The sequence below is a fragment of the Streptomyces sp. SCUT-3 genome, assembly GCF_014083985.1.
Lineage (GTDB): Bacteria > Actinomycetota > Actinomycetes > Streptomycetales > Streptomycetaceae > Streptomyces_H > Streptomyces_H thermolineatus.
In genome coordinates, this window is record NZ_CP046907.1 from 3,958,363 (window position 1) to 3,974,471 (window position 16,109).

Annotated in this window: 18 protein-coding genes and 1 tRNA gene; 13 read left to right on the forward strand and 6 right to left on the reverse strand. The window is 72.2% G+C overall.

The genetic code is table 11. The features are described from left to right. The first annotated feature begins 144 nt into the window (after positions 1-144). From GQS52_RS17510 to rdgB, 9 genes are all read left to right on the forward strand, one after another. Positions 145-1,680 (forward strand): alanine/glycine:cation symporter family protein, encoded by a 1,536-nt coding sequence (locus GQS52_RS17510; protein WP_182314326.1) that lies wholly within the window; start codon positions 145-147, stop codon positions 1,678-1,680. 93 nt (positions 1,681-1,773) lie between these two features. Then, on the forward strand, positions 1,774-2,202 hold the full coding sequence (locus tag GQS52_RS17515) for a M67 family metallopeptidase (RefSeq protein WP_182314327.1): 429 nt from the start codon (positions 1,774-1,776) through the stop codon (positions 2,200-2,202). A 79-nt stretch (positions 2,203-2,281) separates the two neighbouring features. After that, positions 2,282-2,374 (forward strand): putative leader peptide, encoded by a 93-nt coding sequence (locus GQS52_RS28435; RefSeq protein WP_330166869.1) that lies wholly within the window; start codon positions 2,282-2,284, stop codon positions 2,372-2,374. A 140-nt stretch (positions 2,375-2,514) separates the two neighbouring features. Next, the gene (locus GQS52_RS17520) at positions 2,515-2,793 is read left to right on the forward strand and encodes a MoaD/ThiS family protein (protein WP_182314328.1); all 279 of its coding nucleotides are present in this window, start codon (positions 2,515-2,517) and stop codon (positions 2,791-2,793) included. Then, the gene (locus GQS52_RS17525) at positions 2,793-3,743 is read left to right on the forward strand and encodes a cysteine synthase (protein ID WP_182314329.1); all 951 of its coding nucleotides are present in this window, start codon (positions 2,793-2,795) and stop codon (positions 3,741-3,743) included. Before GQS52_RS17520 ends, GQS52_RS17525 begins: the two co-directional genes overlap by 1 nt. Before the next feature lie 517 nt (positions 3,744-4,260). Beyond that, positions 4,261-5,016: an MBL fold metallo-hydrolase gene (locus GQS52_RS17530; protein WP_182314330.1), complete on the forward strand. Its 756-nt coding sequence runs from the start codon at positions 4,261-4,263 to the stop codon at positions 5,014-5,016. Positions 5,017-5,159: 143 nt separating this feature from the next. After that, on the forward strand, positions 5,160-5,393 hold the full coding sequence (locus GQS52_RS17535) for a PTS glucose/sucrose transporter subunit IIB (RefSeq protein ID WP_182314331.1): 234 nt from the start codon (positions 5,160-5,162) through the stop codon (positions 5,391-5,393). A gap of 120 nt (positions 5,394-5,513) precedes the next feature. Continuing rightward, a complete protein-coding gene (gene rph / locus GQS52_RS17540) occupies positions 5,514-6,266 on the forward strand; it encodes a ribonuclease PH (RefSeq protein ID WP_182314332.1) in 753 nt (250 codons plus the stop codon). 11 nt (positions 6,267-6,277) lie between these two features. Then, a complete protein-coding gene (rdgB, locus tag GQS52_RS17545) occupies positions 6,278-6,886 on the forward strand; it encodes an RdgB/HAM1 family non-canonical purine NTP pyrophosphatase (protein ID WP_182316529.1) in 609 nt (202 codons plus the stop codon). A gap of 53 nt (positions 6,887-6,939) precedes the next feature. Here rdgB and GQS52_RS17550 read toward each other — a convergent pair. The 4 genes from GQS52_RS17550 to bcp all read right to left on the reverse strand — a co-directional run bounded on the left by GQS52_RS17550 (position 6,940) and on the right by bcp (position 8,908). After that, positions 6,940-7,013 (reverse strand) — tRNA-Leu (locus GQS52_RS17550). Positions 7,014-7,022: 9 nt separating this feature from the next. Beyond that, positions 7,023-7,697: an HNH endonuclease signature motif containing protein gene (locus GQS52_RS17555; protein ID WP_259370834.1), complete on the reverse strand. Its 675-nt coding sequence runs from the start codon at positions 7,695-7,697 to the stop codon at positions 7,023-7,025. Further along, positions 7,669-8,334, reverse strand: a complete 666-nt coding sequence (locus GQS52_RS17560) for an HNH endonuclease signature motif containing protein (RefSeq protein ID WP_182314333.1) — start codon at positions 8,332-8,334, stop codon at positions 7,669-7,671. The genes GQS52_RS17555 and GQS52_RS17560 overlap by 29 nt, the downstream gene beginning before the upstream one ends. A gap of 106 nt (positions 8,335-8,440) precedes the next feature. Continuing rightward, on the reverse strand, positions 8,441-8,908 hold the full coding sequence (gene bcp / locus GQS52_RS17565) for a thioredoxin-dependent thiol peroxidase (RefSeq protein WP_182314334.1): 468 nt from the start codon (positions 8,906-8,908) through the stop codon (positions 8,441-8,443). 140 nt (positions 8,909-9,048) lie between these two features. Here bcp and GQS52_RS17570 point away from each other — a divergent pair, with 140 nt between their 5' ends. Beyond that, a complete protein-coding gene (locus GQS52_RS17570; protein ID WP_182314335.1) occupies positions 9,049-9,369 on the forward strand; it encodes a DUF3618 domain-containing protein in 321 nt (106 codons plus the stop codon). A 135-nt stretch (positions 9,370-9,504) separates the two neighbouring features. Continuing rightward, positions 9,505-9,807, forward strand: coding sequence for a co-chaperone GroES (locus GQS52_RS17575; RefSeq protein ID WP_182316531.1), 303 nt, complete (start codon positions 9,505-9,507; stop codon positions 9,805-9,807). A gap of 188 nt (positions 9,808-9,995) precedes the next feature. Here the strand turns inward: GQS52_RS17575 and GQS52_RS17580 are convergent, their stop codons facing one another. Continuing rightward, positions 9,996-12,356, reverse strand: a complete 2,361-nt coding sequence (locus GQS52_RS17580) for a transglycosylase domain-containing protein (protein WP_182314336.1) — start codon at positions 12,354-12,356, stop codon at positions 9,996-9,998. 348 nt (positions 12,357-12,704) lie between these two features. Here GQS52_RS17580 and GQS52_RS17585 point away from each other — a divergent pair, with 348 nt between their 5' ends. Continuing rightward, entirely contained in the window at positions 12,705-12,974 is a 270-nt protein-coding gene (locus tag GQS52_RS17585; protein ID WP_182314337.1) for a GlsB/YeaQ/YmgE family stress response membrane protein, read from the forward strand. A gap of 124 nt (positions 12,975-13,098) precedes the next feature. Here GQS52_RS17585 and GQS52_RS17590 read toward each other — a convergent pair whose 3' ends face one another. Then, positions 13,099-14,409, reverse strand: coding sequence for an SGNH/GDSL hydrolase family protein (locus GQS52_RS17590; RefSeq protein WP_182314338.1), 1,311 nt, complete (start codon positions 14,407-14,409; stop codon positions 13,099-13,101). A gap of 322 nt (positions 14,410-14,731) precedes the next feature. Between GQS52_RS17590 and GQS52_RS17595 the strand changes: the two genes are divergently transcribed. After that, positions 14,732-16,054 carry a DUF445 domain-containing protein gene (locus tag GQS52_RS17595; RefSeq protein ID WP_259371139.1) on the forward strand — a complete coding sequence of 441 codons (1,323 nt, stop codon included), beginning with the start codon at positions 14,732-14,734 and terminating at the stop codon, positions 16,052-16,054. Positions 16,055-16,109 lie beyond the last annotated feature (55 nt).

Genomic DNA, 16,109 nt, shown 5'->3' on the forward strand with positions numbered 1-16,109 from the left:
CATCGGTCGCCATCGGTAGCTCTCAGTGGTAGGAATTCCCGAACCCGATTCCGGCCCTTTGTGTTCGGTTCTCAAACAGTGGCGCTCGACCGTCCGACGCAACCGACTCCAGCTGCTCGTGCAGCGTGCGATCCAGAGGACTCCATGGCTTCGATCGACTCATTCACCGCAAGCGTCGAAAGCACCGTCAACGGCTTCTTCGACCCCGCCTCGACCTTCATGACGGGCTTGATCTTCGCCGAGGTCACCGTCTTCGGCGTGAGCTTCCCGTGGATCGTCGCCTGGCTGGTGGTCGCGGGTGCGGTGTTCTCCCTCGTCTTCGGCTTCGTCCAGGTCCACAAGATCAAGCTTGCCGCCGACCTGGTGCGGGGCAAGCACGACGAGGGAGGCCCGGGCGAGGTCAACCACTTTCAGGCGCTCACCTCGGCGGTCTCCGGGACCGTCGGACTGGGCAACATCGCCGGTGTGGCCGTCGCGGTCACCATCGGCGGCCCCGGGGCCACGTTCTGGATGATCCTGTGCGGCCTGCTCGGCATGGCCACCAAGTTCGTCGAATGCACCCTGGGCGTGAAGTACCGCGAGGAGCACGAGGACGGCACCGTCTCCGGCGGGCCCATGCACTACCTGCGCAAGGGCCTGGCCGAGCGGGGCCTGGGCGGCCTCGGCAAGGTCCTCGCCGTGCTCGCCTCCGTCTGCCTGCTGTTCTTCGGCCTGTTCGGCGGCAACATGTTCCAGTCGAACCAGAGCTACGCCCTGCTGAAGTCGGTCACCGGCGGCGACAACGGCCTGCTCGGCTCGTCCGCCGGCGCCCTGGGCTTCGGCCTGCTGATCGCGGCGTTCGCCGCCCTGGTGCTGATCGGCGGCATGCGCTCGATCGGCCAGGTCACCAGCCGCCTCGTCCCGGCCATGGCCGGGGTCTACATCGTCGCCTGCCTCGTCGTCATCCTGGTGAACATCACGCACCTGCCCGCGGCCTTCGCCGAGATCGTCGAGGGCGCCTTCGCCCCCCGGGGCGTGGCCGGCGGCATGATCGGCGTGCTCATCATCGGCTTCCAGCGCGCCGCCTTCTCCAACGAGGCCGGCCTGGGCTCGGCGCCCATCGCGCACTCCGCCGTGAAGACCCGGCACCCGGTCACCGAGGGACTGGTGTCCATGCTGGAGCCGTTCATCGACACCGTCGTCATCTGCACGATGACCGCGCTGACCATCGTCATCGCCTCCACCCCCAGCTGGCACAAGGCCCGCGAGGTCGCGGCCGAGACCGGTGCCTCCCCGGAGGGCGTGACCCTCACCTCGGACGCCTTCGCCACCGTGATGCCCTGGTTCCCCTACGTCCTGACCGTCGCGGTGCTGCTGTTCGCCTTCTCGACGATCATCACCTGGGGCTACTACGGCCTGAAGGCGTGGACCCACCTCTTCGGCCGCAGCCGGGCCAGCGAGACGACCTTCAAGGTCGTCTACTGCCTCTTCACCGTCCTCGGTGCGATGCTCACCCTCGGCGCCCTGCTCAACCTCGCCGACGCGGTGCTCTTCGCCCTCGCGGTCGTCAACATCGTCGGCCTCTACCTGCTCGCCCCGGTGGTCAAGAAGGAACTCGCCTCCTTCCTCGCCCACCTGCGGCACAAGGAGGCCCGGCGAAAGGACGCCCCGCAGGAGGCCCCGGAGCCCGAGGCCGTCTGAGCCGGCTCGCGGACGACTTCCCCGCCCGCCCCGCGGGCGCGGCCCAGGAGGCCCCCGGACACGTCCGGGGGCCTCCTGCTTATGCTCTCCCTCATGCTGACCATCACCCGGGCCCTGCACGACCAGATCGTCGCCCACTCGCGGGCGGACCACCCCGACGAGGCCTGCGGAGTGATCGCGGGCCCGGCCGGCACCGGCCGCCCCGAGCGCTTCGTCCCCATGCTGAACGCGGCCCGCTCGCCCACGTTCTACGAGTTCGACTCCACCGACCTGCTCAAGCTCTACCGCGAGATGGACGACCGCGACGAGGAACCCGTCGTGATCTACCACTCGCACACCGCCACCGAGGCCTACCCCTCGCGCACCGACGTCTCCTACGCCAACGAGCCCGGAGCGCACTACGTGCTCGTCTCCACCGCCGACTGCGGCAACGGCGAGGGCCCCTTCCAGTTCCGCTCGTTCCGCATTGTGGACGGCGAGATCACCGAGGAAGAGGTCGAAATCGTGGAGTCCTACGGCTGAACGGACCGGCGTCCGCACGGCCGTCCGCATACTGGGACGGCCGTCCCGGCCGTTCACCGGGAATCGTTACGATGAGCCCATGGTTTCCTACGACGTGAGCAACGACAGCCGGAGCACCCTGCTCGTGGCGCGGCTGCACGTCGACCTGTGCCGGCTCGCCAGCGCCATGTAGCGCCGGGCCGCGCTGCCCGATCGAGCAGCAGCCGCGCGGCTCCGCCGCACCCGTCGATCGCGCACCACCACGACCGCACCGCGCGCCGGAAACGCCGCTCGTCGTACCCGCCCGCCCACCACTCCACAGGAGCCCACGCCATGGCCATCGAGGTCCGCATCCCGACGATCCTCCGCACCTACACCGACGGGCAGAAGGCCGTCGAGGGCAGCGGCTCCACCCTCGAGGAGCTCATCGCCGACCTCGAGAGCCGCCACGCCGGCATCCGCGAGCGCATCGTCGACGGCGACCAGCTGCGCCGCTTCGTCAACGTCTACCTCAACGACGAGGACGTCCGCTTCCTCAACGGCATCAACACCGAGCTCTCCGACGGCGACAGCGTCACCATCCTCCCCGCCGTGGCGGGCGGCTCGCTCTGATGCGGTACGACAGCCCGCTCGCCGCGGTCGGCAACACCCCGCTGGTCCGCCTGCCCAGGCTCTCGCCCTCCGAGGACGTGAGGCTGTGGGCCAAGCTGGAGGACCGCAACCCGACCGGCTCGATCAAGGACCGCCCGGCCCTGCACATGATCGAGCAGGCCGAGGCGGAGGGCCGGCTCACCCCCGGCTGCACCATCCTCGAGCCGACCAGCGGCAACACCGGGATCTCCCTCGCGATGGCGGCCAGGCTCAAGGGCTACCGCATCGTGTGCGTCATGCCGGAGAACACCTCCGAGGAGCGGCGCCAGCTCCTCGCCATGTGGGGTGCGGAGATCGTCTCCTCCCCCGCGGCCGGCGGCTCCAACACCGCGGTGCGCGTCGCCAAGGAGCTGTCGGAGCAGAACCCGGACTGGGTGATGCTCTACCAGTACGGCAACCCCGGCAACGCCGCGGCCCACTACAACGGCACCGGCCCGGAGATCCTGGCCGACCTGCCCACCATCACCCACTTCGTGGCGGGCCTGGGCACCACCGGCACCCTGATGGGCGTGGGCCGCTACCTGCGCGAGAAGGTCCCCGGTATCACCGTCGTCGCCGCCGAACCGCGCTACGACGACCTCGTCTACGGCCTGCGCAACCTCGACGAGGGCTTCGTCCCCGAGCTGTACGACGAGAGCGTGCTCTCCACCCGCTTCTCGGTCGGCTCCGAGGACGCCGTCCGGCGCACCCGCGAACTCCTGCAGCAGGAGGGCATCTTCGCGGGCGTCTCCACCGGCGCCGCCCTGCACGCCGCCATCGGCGTCGGCAACAAGGCGGTCAGGGCCGGCGAGAGCGCCGACATCGTCTTCGTCGTCGCCGACGGCGGCTGGAAGTACCTGTCCACCGGCATCTACACGGCCGAGAGCACCGAGGCGGCCGTCGCCGCCCTCCAGGGACAGCTCTGGGCCTGAGGCCCGACGGGACCGCCCGCGGGGCCGTCCGCACACCGCCCGCCCGGCGTCCGCGCCGGACGGAACGGCGCGGACGGCCCCGCGGCCTTTCCGGCCCCGCGGCCTTTCCGGCCTCGCGTCCCCGCCCCCTTCCGGGCCCCGTGCCCTGCCCCTTCCCGGGCCCCGCGCGCCCTCCGTCCCCCTGCCTTTTCCGGCGGCCCCGCGGGCGCCGCGCCGCCCCCCGGCGCCCGCGCCGCACCCCGCGCCCCCGCAGCCCGCCCGTACTGGTGATTCCAACCACAACAGGCCTCCCGGGCAGAGGCAGTGCCCGCGCCCAGCCTTACTCTCGTCAGACAATGGCGGCACGCACCCACCGCCATCGACGGACCCGGCCTCCGAGCCCGAAGTGGCCGCCCGGCCCCCGCCCCGCGGACCCGGGCACCGGCGGCGCGCCCGAGGACGTGCCGCTGCCGGGGTGTGCGTCCCCTGTCCGCTCCCACCGCATGACCCCCGGACCCACCCCTGGAGGTTCCTGCACATGAAGCTCACCGTCGTCGGCTGCTCGGGGTCGTTCCCCTCCGCGGACTCGGCCTGCTCGAGCTACCTCGTAGAGGCCGACGGCTTTCGGATGCTGCTCGACATGGGCAACGGCGCCCTCGGCGAACTGCAGCGACACTGCGGTCTGTACGACCTCGACGCGGTGGTCCTCAGCCACCTGCACGCGGACCACTGCATCGACATGTGCAACTACTGGGTCGTCCGCTACTACCCGCCGGACAGGGCCATCGGCCCGCGCCTGCCGGTCTACGGCCCCGAGGGCACCGAGCAGCGGCTGGCCACCGCCTACGGCGGCGACCTGCCGTCGGACAAGGCGATGAGCGAGGTCTTCGACTTCCGCACCCTCACCCCCGGCCGCTTCCGGATCGGGCCGTTCACGGTGGAGGCCGACCTGGTCAGCCACCCGGTGGAGGCGTTCGGCCTGCGCGTGGAGCACGGCGGCCGGACGCTGACCTACTCCGGGGACACCGGCCCGTGCGAGGCGCTGGACGTCCTCGCCCGCGACGCCGACCTGTTCCTGTGCGAGGCCTCCTTCACCCACGGCAAGGAGGACATCCCCGACCTGCACCTGAACGGCCGTGAGGCCGGGCAGGCCGCCGAGCGCGCCGGGGCCTCCCGCCTGGTCCTCACCCACATCCCGCCGTGGACCGACCCGAAGACGGCCGAGCGCGACGCGAGGACGGCCTACGCCGGCCCGCTGGAGCTGGCCAGGGCCGGCGCGGTGTACGAGGTGTAGTCCGCGGCCCGCGCACCCGGCGTCCGCACCCGCGCGCCCCGCGGGAACTTCTGTTCGAAAAATGTCACCACTCGCGAAGTTGTCCGAACGCTGGGTTAACGTGTTCATACGGGCCGATAGGCCGCAGAACAGGAGTTACGGACATGGCCAGCAAGGCTGAGAAGATCGTCGCCGGCCTCGGGGGCCTCGACAACATCGTCGAGGTCGAGGGCTGCGTCACCCGCCTGCGCACCGAGGTCGACGACGTCTCCAAGGTCGACGAGACCGCGCTCAAGGCAGCCGGAGCCCACGGCGTCGTCAAGATGGGCAAAGCCGTCCAGGTCGTCGTCGGCGCCGACGCCGACCCCGTGGCCACCGCCATCGCGAAGATGAGGTGAGCGGCCCCGACCCGGCCCCGGCCCGGCCCCGACCCGGCCCCGGCCCGCCCGGCCCCGCACCGGGCGGGCCGGGGCCGCGACGATTCCCGGGACCGGCCGCGCCCCCGATAGGGTCGGGGCATGTCTTCGAACGATGCCGTGCGCGGCGACGGCCGCACCCCCGGACAGCTCCGCCCCGTCACCGTCGAACGAGGATGGAGCAAGCACGCCGAGGGCTCCGTCCTCGTCTCCTTCGGCGACACCCGCGTCCTGTGCACCGCCAGCGTCACCGAGGGCGTCCCGCGCTGGCGCAAGGGCAGCGGCGAGGGCTGGGTCACCGCCGAGTACTCCATGCTCCCCCGCGCCACCAACACCCGCGGCGACCGCGAGTCCGTCCGCGGCCGCATCGGCGGCCGCACCCACGAGATCAGCCGCCTCATCGGCCGCTCGCTGCGCGCCGTCATCGACTACAAGGCCCTCGGCGAGAACACCGTCGTCCTCGACTGCGACGTCCTCCAGGCCGACGGCGGCACCCGCACCGCCGCCATCACCGGCGCCTACGTCGCCCTCGCCGACGCCGTCGCCTGGGCGCAGCGCAACAAGCTCGTCAGGCCCAAGGCCCAGCCGCTGACCGGCACCGTCTCCGCCGTCAGCGTCGGCATCGTCGGCGGCGTCCCCATGCTCGACCTCGCCTACGAGGAGGACGTGCGCGCCGAGACCGACATGAACGTCGTCTGCACCGGCGACGGCCGCTTCGTCGAGGTCCAGGGCACCGCCGAGGGGCAGCCCTTCGACCGCGCCGAGCTCGACGCCCTCCTCGACCTCGCCGTCACCGGCTGCACCGAGCTCGCCCTCGCGCAGCGCACCGCCCTGGAGCAGGAGCTCCCCGCGTGAGCGCCCCCGACGTGAGCGCCCCCCGCCTGGTCCTGGCCACCCGCAACCGGCACAAGGTCGGCGAGCTGCACGCCATCCTCGCCGACGCCGGCCTGGAGCTCGACATCGTCGGCGCCGACGCCTACCCCGAGGTCCCCGACGTCAAGGAGACCGGCGTCACCTTCGCCGAGAACGCCCTGCTCAAGGCACACGCCCTGGCGAAGGCCACCGGCCTGCCCGCCGTCGCCGACGACTCCGGCCTGTGCGTCGACGTCCTCGGCGGCGCCCCCGGCATCTTCTCCGCCCGCTGGTCCGGCCGGCACGGTGACGACCGCGCCAACCTCGACCTGCTGCTCGCCCAGCTCGCGGACATCGCCGACCCCCACCGCGGCGCCCACTTCGCCTGCGCCGCAGCCCTCGCCCTCCCCGACGGCCGCGAGCACGTCGTCGAGGGACGGCTGCGGGGGACGCTCCGCCACACCCCGGCCGGCCGGGGCGGCTTCGGCTACGACCCGATCCTCCAGCCGGACGGCGAGACCCGCACCTGCGCCGAGCTGACCCCGGACGAGAAGAACGCCATCAGCCACCGCGGCAAGGCCTTCCGCGCCCTCGCCCCCATCCTCCGGGCCCACCTGGGCTGAGCCCCGGGCACGGGAAAGGGCGTGGCGCCGTCACCGGTGCCACGCCCTCGGCGTAGGCCTGGCGGGATTCGAACCCGCGACACACCGCCCCTAAAACGGTTCCCTCTAGCCACTGGGGTACAGGCCCGCACCAACCTTACTGCGAGGTGTCTTCGTCGCGCCAAGAAGCGGCCGCGGACCGCTGCGGAATCGAATGGCTTCTCGTCTGGCTGTGGCAGGAGGGGCAGAGGTATCTCAGGTTGCCCTGCGTGTTGTTGAGCCTGTTGCCGTCGATGTGATCGATCTCGTGGACAAGCCGTTTCCCCTGCCAGCTCTCGCCGAGGCCGCATTGGGCGCACCGTCGCTCCACACCGCGTTCGTCGAGGGCGCGCCGCAACAGGGCGTGCTTCTCCCGGTGGGAGCCGGATGGACGGCGTGTCAGGATCTCGTCCGCGCTCTTTCGGCGGGGTGACGGCCGGCCGTGGTTGTGGCCCTGGCCCGTGAAGTGGTCGGCGCGGATCCCGTGGGCCGACATGTCCGCCGCGATCCGTCTGCGAGAGGAGCCGTTGTCCTTCATGCCGAGGGCGGCGAGGACACCGGCGATGCTGCGGGATCTCGCGACGGCGTCGGCCAGTTCGTCCGCAGGAAGCAGGCCGCCGCGAGGGACGAAATGGGAGGTGTCGATGCCGTAGTGGTTCAGCCGCCTCTTCAGGTAGTACTGCTGCTCGCTGGTGGGGGGCGTACCGAGGCGGTGCATCATGTCGACGAGATCGGTGGAGTTCGCGGCCGCTTCGGTGAGCAGATCACGCGTGTAGCGCTTCTTCTCCGGCATCCGGACTCCCCCCTCGACAGTGCTGCGGCGCGCGGCCGCGGTAGGTGTCCGTGACGGAGTGACAGTTGGGACACAGGAAGCGCAGATTCTCCGGCCGGTTGTCCCACCAGTCACCATTGACGTGGTCGACTTCCAGCCGTAGCGGCACCCCGTACCACTCGGTGCCGGTACCGCATCCGGCGCAGATTTCAGCACGCCCGTGTGCTTTCAGGGCCTTGCGCAGGCGGCTCGGGCGCGCCCGCCCCTGCTCCGGATCGGAGAGGACGAGCAGCGGACGGTGCGTCTTCGGAGAGCCGCCGGTGCCCCCGTGCTCGAAGTGGGAGGTGTCGATCCCCAGTGTCCTGATCCGCCGGCCGATGTGCGCCTGGTTGCCGCCCACAGGGCTGATGCCCAGTTTCCGAACGACTTCGTTCACGCTGCGGGAGCAGCGGACGATCTCGCGAAGCCGCTCCTCCGTGTGCCGCACGCCCTCCTGCCGGAAGTGCGACGTGTCGATGCCGTGGGTGCGTACCAACTTCCTTGCGTACCTTCGGCTTCCTGCGGTGGGTACGCCTCCCGCTGCCCGGACGAGGTCGGAGTAGCACATCGACCGGGCGGCGGCCTCGGTGAGGAGTTCGCGGGTGTACTTGGCCGGCATGGGACCCCCGTTCAGTGTTCGCACTGGAGAACGAGCGAGGGGGTGCCGGGTCACGCGTTCCTCCCCGCGCCGGCCGGCGGGCGGGCGCGGGGAGGGACGGCGCGGGTCAGAGGGAGAGGTCGCGGATGAGCTTGGCCACGTGGCCGGTGGCCCGGACGTTGTACAGGGCGCGCTCCACCGTGCCGTCGGGGCCGATGACGAAGGTGGAGCGGATGACGCCGGTGACGGTCCGCCCGTACATGGTCTTCTCGCCGAAGGCCCCGTACGCGGTGAGGACCTCCTTGTCCGGGTCGGACAGCAGGGTGATGCCCAGGTTCTCCTTCTCGCGGAACTTCGCGAGTTTCTCCGGCTTGTCCGGGGAGACGCCGACGACGTCGTAGCCGGCGTCCGCCAGCAGGGCGAGGTTGTCGGTGAAGTCGCACGCCTGCTTGGTGCAGCCGGGGGTAAGAGCGGCGGGGTAGAAGTAGAGGACGACCCGGCGCCCCTTGTGGTCGGAGAGCGAGTGCTGCGCTCCGTCGGCGTCGGGGAGGGTGAAGGCCGGCGCGGGATCGCCGGGCTGCAGTCGCTCGCTCATGGGTGGGCTCCTCGCATATCGCGCTGTGGCGTACGGCACGAGGGTAGTGCGCCGGCGGTGCGGGGTGCCGCCGGGCGGTGGCGCGGCGGGGCTGACAGACTGTTCATCACGTATCCGGTCGATGTTACGGAGGCAGTGCAGTGTCGGAAGGCAGGACGCCTGCGCAGATCGAGGCGGACATCAACCGCAGGCGGCAGGAACTGGCCGCGACGCTGGACGAGATCGCCGTGCGGGTGCACCCGAAGACGGTCGCCGCCGACGTGCGGGTGAAGGTGGCCGACGCGGTGGACCGCACGGCGGGCCGGGCGTACGTGGCGGCCAACCGTGTGGTGTCCGACGTCCGGGGGCGGATGGTGACGGAGGACGGCGAGCCGAGGATGGACCGGATCGTCCCGGTCGCCGTGGCGCTGGTGGTCGTGGTCGGCCTGGCGGGGATCGCCATGAACCGCCGCAGGCGGTAGCGGCCGGCGGCGGCGCCTTCGGCGCGGAGTGCGGCGGATGCCCGCCCTGGGGGCCACATGCCTTCCCGGGGCGGGTAACGTCGTGGCGTGAGCTCGAGACAGTCCCAGGAAACCCACGACAAGCTGCCCATCCGGATGCTGCACGACCGCGTGCTGGTGCGGACCGACATCCCGGAGGGCGAACGCCGCTCGACGGGCGGCATCCTCATTCCCGCGACGGCCGCCGTCGGCAAGAGGCTGGCGTGGGCCGAGGTGGTGGCGGTCGGCCAGAACGTCCGGACGGTGGAGCCCGGCGACCGTGTGCTGTTCGATCCCGAGGACCGGGCGGAGGTCGAGGTCCGCGGGGTGGACTACGTGCTGATGCGCGAGCGGGACCTGCACGCGGTGGCCGCCGGCAGGCTGGAGGACGCGGAGGGCACGACCGGCCTGTACCTGTAGGGATCGGACCTGCGAGCCGGACCCGGCGAGCCGGATCGATCCGGCTCGCCGGGTCCGGCTCGCCGGGGCTTCGGACGTGGCCCGGTGGGCGGGTTCCCGGCGAGCGACCCCCAGGCCCTCGACGAGCGGCCCCCGCCGGACGGCCCCGGCCCCCGGACGGCCCCGGCCCCCCGGGCGGCCCGCGGTGGTCAGGCCACCGCGGCGCCGTAGGGCTCGGCCAGGGTGCCGACGTCGGTGCCGCCGCTTCCGCCGTCGGCCCCGGAGACGTCCCCGCCCGGGTCGCCGCCCGGGCCGCCGTCCCCGCCTGTGCCGCCTCCGGGCCGGCCGCCGGTGCTTCCGCCGTTGTCCGCGTCGCCGTCGGCGCCCCCGGGGTCTCCGGGCCAGGGGGGCACGGGGATGCTGGGCCAGTCGCTGGGCGTGCCCGGGTCCTCCGGTTCCTCCGGCTCGGTGCCGGGGTCGGTGGGCTCGGTGGGGGTGTCGATGGGCTCGGTCTCGGTCGGGGAGCTGCTGCCCGAGGGGGAGGGGGTGCCGGAGGGCGCCTCGGTGGGGCCGGACACGACGTCGAGGTCGAAGTCCTCGACCGGTTCGCCGCGCAGGGCCTCGGTCATGTACCCGGCCCAGATCTGGGCCGGGTAGCCGCCTCCGTTGATCCGGGCCAGTCCGGTGGCGCCGTAGAGGGACTTGTGGGAGCCGTCGGGGTCCTGGCCCATGATCGATACGACGGTGGCCAGTTGGGGGGTGTAGCCGGCGAACCAGGCGGCGGTGTCCTCCTCCGCGGTGCCGGTCTTGCCCGCGGCGGGGCGGCCGAGCGCCTGGGCGGCGGCGCCGGTGCCGCCGGCGCCGGAGACCACCGAGCGCAGGACGGAGGTGGTGGTGTCGGCGGCCTTGCGGCTGACCGCCTGCCGGGGCTCGTGCTCGGGCAGGTCCAGTTCCTCGTCGCCGCGGGTGACCTTCTGCACCATCCAGGTCTCGGTGTGCTCCCCGTGGTTGGCCAGGGCGGCGTAGGCCCCCGCCATGTCGGTGACGCTGGCGCCCGCGACGCCCAGGGGGACGGAGGAGACGGGTGCCAGGTCCGGGGTGTCCTCGGGGAGGCCGAGGGCGACGGCGGTGTCCACGACCTTGTCCGGGCCCACGTCCTGGCCCATCTGGGCGAAGACGGTGTTGACGGACTTGTTGGCGGCCTCGGTGACGGTGATGTTGCCGTAGGAGCGGTTGTCCTGGTTCTCCGTGACGTACCCGCCGGGCTGCACCGGGCGCTTGTTCGTCCCGTCGTAGACGGTGTTGGGGGTGATCGGGCGCCCGTCCTGGGTGGTGGAGCCGTTGTGGACGGCGGCGGCGAGGACGAACGGCTTGAAGGTGGAGCCGACCTGGTAGTCGTGGCGGGTGGCGTTGTTGACGTACTGCTCGGTGAAGTCGCGGCCGCCGTACATGGCGACGACCTTGCCGGTGGCGGGGTCGACGGACGCGGCGCCGGCCCGCACGTAGGAGTCGACCTTGCGGGCCTTCGGGTCGAGCTTGTCCAGCAGAACGTCCTCGACGGTCTCGACCAGGGCCTCGTTCTTCTTCCGGTCGATGGTGGTGGTGATCCGGAAGCCGCCGGACTCCAGGGTCTGCTCGTCGAGGATGCCGTGCTCGAACATGTAGGCGTTGACGGCCTCGACGAGGTAGCCGCGCTGCCCGGACATGCTGGAGGAGGCCCTGTTCCGGCGCGGTTCGGGGAACTCCATCGCCTCGCGTTCGGACTGCTCCAGCCAGCCCTCCTTGACCATGCCGTCCAGGGCGTAGTTCCAGCGGGCGACCGCCTTGTCCTTGTTCTGGGGGTTGGCCACCACGTCGTAGGCGCTGGGCTGCTGGAGCAGGGAGGCCAGGTAGGCGCCCTCGGCGGTGGTCAGCTCGGCGGCGTCCTTGCCGTAGTAGGCGTGGGCGGCGGCCTGGATGCCGTAGGAGCGGCGGCCGAAGTAGCTGGTGTTGAGGTAGCCCTCGAGGATCTCGTCCTTGGTCTCGCGCCGGTCCAGTTTGACGGCGATGAACAGCTCCTGGACCTTGCGGGCGACGGTCTGCTCCTGGCCGAGGTAGTAGTTCTTCACGTACTGCTGGGTGATGGTGGAGCCGCCCTGGCGGCCCTTGCCGGTGACGGTGTTCCACGCGGCGCGCACCAGGGCGCCGGGGTCGATCGCGGCCTCGGTGTAGAAGTCGCGGTCCTCGGCGGCGAGCACGGCGTGCTGCGCCTCGAGGGAGACCTGGTCGAGGCGGACGTTCTCCCGGTTGTACGTGCCGGTGCGGGCGAGCTGGGAGCCGTCGGAGTACAGGTAGACGTTGCCCTGGGCGACCGCGGACGCGTTGGCCGAGGGGATGTCGACCAGGAGGTAGCCGGCGAACACGGCGCCGAGGCCGAGGAGCAGGACGCAGGTCAGGGTGCCGAGGACCGCGCGCCAGGAGGGCAGGAGGCGCCGCAGCCCGCGGCGCCGGGGGGGCGGGTGCTGCTCCTCCGGGGTGTCCGGTCCGTCCGCCTCGTTGCGTGCCACGCTGTTCTCCGACCCGTCGCTCATGCTGCTACCGACTCTCCGGCGGCCTCGTGCGTTGTATCCTCATCGCCTTTTGCCCCGCTCATGGACACTTTCGCATCACCGTTCCGTCTCGTACCCGCTGTGCGCGTCCATGACGTGGTGGCGACGGCCGAACGGGGGGCTTCTTCGTCTCTTCCGGAGTGTCCTTCCCCCGATTCGGCGGATCACGGCCGGACGGCCCGGGCAGCCGTCCCCGGCCCTCCCGTCCCCGGGCCCACGGGGCCGGGAGGGCGGGCCCTTCGCGGGAGCGGATTTGTTTGGCATCGGCCGCACGGGAAACGCGTTGGTCGAACAAACCGTGAAGGAACGTCAGGGAAGAGGTAACCGTTCATGGGAATCATCGCTTGGATCCTCATCGGCCTGCTCGCCGGCGCCATCGCCAAGGCCCTGATGCCGGGTAACGATCCCGGCGGCATCATCGTCACCATGCTCATCGGCATCGTCGGCGGCCTGCTCGGCGGCTGGCTCGGCAAGGTGATATTCGGTGTCGACTCGATCGACGGCTTCTTCGACCTGTCGACGTGGATCGCGGCGATCATCGGTTCGGTCATCGTGCTGGCGGTCTACCGAATGATCGCCGGCCGACGCGCTCATGCCTGACCCGGACGCCCGCCCGTCCCGGTGCCGTTCCGGCGGCCGGGCACCGGGCGCCGTGAGACCGCCCCGCCCCTCCAGGGACGGGGCGGTTCCACGTGTCCACGTCGTTCCCGGCGGCGCGGGCGCCTCAGGTGACGACGGGCGCCGGGGGCCGCAGCCGGTCGAGGTCGACGACCTCGGCCATCCGCCGGTAGCCGGCGTCGCTGGGGTGCAGGTGGTCGCCGCTGTCGTACGCGGGCAGCAGCCGGTTGGTGCGGTTCGGGTCGCGCAGCGCCAGGTCGAAGTCCACGACCGCGTCGAAGACCTGCTCGTTGCGGATCTGCCGGTTGACCTCCTGGCGCACGGCCTCCAGCCGCGGGGTGAAGCCCCGGTGGCCCCCGAAGGGGGTGAGGGTGGCGCCGACGACGCGCAGGCCGCGCTCGTGGGCCAGGGCGGTGATCTCCCGCAGTCCCCCGACGATCGCGTCGGGGTCGGTCTGGTGCGGGACCTTGAGGATGTCGTTGATGCCCAGCTCGACGACCAGGGTGGCCGCGCCGGTGCGGGACAGGGCGTCGGACTCCAGCCGGTTGAGGCCGCTGACGCCGTTGCCCGGGGAGCGCGGGGGCGCGTCGCTGAGGATCCGGTTGCCGCTGATGCCCTGGTTGAGCACGCCCATGCGGGGCGCGTCCTTCTCCTGGAGCAGCCGGGCGGCCAGGAAGTCGGTCCAGCGGTGGTTGGCGCCCGCGGTGGAGGTGATGCCGTCGGTGATGGAGTCGCCGAGGACGACGACCGCGCCCTCCGCGTCGCGGCTCCACACGTCCACGGCGGTGACGTAGCGCCAGTACGGGCTCTGCTCGGTGAACGCCGTGCCGGTGGTGTCGGCGGCGTGGTCGCCGTGGGCCAGGTAGGACGTCTGCCGGGCGAACGGGTGGTAGGTCACCGGGCCCGACGGGGTGGGCGAGTAGGTGGTGACCAGCAGGTCGGCCGAGTCCGGCACGTCGATCCGGACCGGGTCCGAGACGGCGGTCTCCCCGGCCGGGAGGGTGACGGTCGCCTTGTTGCCGAAGGTCAGCCTGCGCATGGTGCCGGCCGCGGGGACCGGGCTGCTCGGCGCGGAGGCCACGGCCACCGTGGCGCGGCTGATCACCAGCGGCAGCGCGCCGTACTGGTTGGACAGGTGGATCCGGGCCGAGGAGCCGCCGACGCTGACGTGCACCACGTTGCGTATGGACATGTCCGGGTAGCCGTCGTCGGTGTTCGGTTCGGCGGAGACGGCCGAGGCGGACCAGGTGCCCGTCCAGGCGCCGCTGGAGGCCTGCTCGGCCGGCGGGCGCTTCGCGCCGTTGGCGGAGTGCAGCCGCCCCCCGGGGCCGTCGGTGCCGACGAGGGCGAGGGTGGTGACGAGGATCACCGCCGAGACGAGAGCGGCGAGCAGGGCATAACCCGCTTTCCTGGCCATGCGGTGCTTCTTCCCCTCGAACGGACGTGGCCGGAACGGCGCCGGCGTGCGTGGCATGGGTCGTACCGGCTGTCCCCGGTCCCTGCTCCATGATCCCATGGGTCTGCGGGGGAGGTCCGGGGGCGTGGAGCGCGCCCCGGGCGGCCGAGTACTTCCCACGTACTGGTTCGGACGCAGGCGCAGGCCGGTTCGTTCCGGGGAACAGGTGTGGCGTGGACAATACGCGGGTTGGGCGGACGGGCCGGGCACGGCCGGCGGGGCCCACGGGAGACGCTTGCGGGGCCGACCGGGTGACGGGAGGTCGGGTGTGAGAGCCGACCGGGTGACGGGGAGTCGGACGGGGGGCCGGGCTGCGGACGCCGGTGCCGGCGCGGCGCCGGGGCCGTTCCGCCCGGGCGGCGACGCGGCGGACGAGGAGCGGCGGCGCGGGGTGCGCCGGATGAAGGCGATCGCCACCGGGCTGTTCCTCCTGGCGACGGTGGTCTACGCGCTGGCGCACTGGGCGGAGACCGCGGGTGCCGGGCCCTGGGCGGGGTACGTCGCGGCGGCGGCCGAGGCCGGCATGGTCGGCGCGCTGGCCGACTGGTTCGCCGTCACCGCCCTGTTCCGCAGGCCCCTGGGGCTGCCGATCCCGCACACCGCGATCATCCCCACCAAGAAGGACGTGCTCGGCCGCAGCCTCGGCGACTTCGTGGGCGAGAACTTCCTGTCCGAGGAGGTGGTCCGGCAGCGGCTGCGGGCGGTCGGGATCGGCGCCCGGCTCGGCGCCTGGCTGTCCCGGCCCGAGCACGCCGACCGGGTGACGGAGCAGGTGGCCGCCGCGCTGCGCGGCGCGCTCACCGTGCTGCGCGACTCCGACGTCCAGGCCGTCGTCGGGGAGGCGATCAACCGCCAGGCCGGGGCCCGCGAGGTCGCCCCCGCGCTGGGCCGGATGCTGGAGAAGGTGGTCGTCGACGGCGGCCACCACCGGGCGGTGGACCTGGTCTGCACACGGGCCGAGTACTGGCTCATGGAGCACGAGGAGTCCGTCATGACGGCGGTCGCCGGCGGTGCGCCCGGCTGGACCCCGCGGTTCGTCGACCGGAAGGTGGGCGAGCGCGTCTACAAGGAGCTGCTGCGCTTCGTCACCGAGATGCGCCACATGCCCGACCACCCGGCCCGGCAGGCGCTCGACCGCTTCCTGACCGACTTCGCCGCGGAACTGCGCTCCGACCCGGGGACGAAGGCGCGGGTCGAGCAGCTCAAGTCGGACCTGCTGGCCCGCGACGAGGTGCAGGACCTGATCGAGTCGGCGTGGAACGCGGTGCGCACCACGGTGGTCGCCGCGACCGAGGACCCGGGCAGCCAGCTGCGGCTGCGGGCCCGGGACGCGCTGCTGTCGCTGGGCGGGCGGATGGCCGGCGACGAGCGGCTGCAGGGCAAGGTCGACGGCTGGCTGGAGGACGCGGCCACCTACGTGGTGACGACCTACCGCGACGAGATCACCTCGCTGATCACCGACACCGTCGCCGGCTGGGACGCGGACCACACCTCGCGCAAGATCGAGATGTACGTCGGCCGCGACCTGCAGTTCATCCGGATCAACGGAACGGTGGTCGGAGCCCTGGCCGGCCTGCTCATCCACACGGTCTCCGAACTGCTCTGACGCCGGCGTCCCGCGCGGCCGTCCGGCGCGGCGGGTGCCCGGGCCCGGCGGGCGG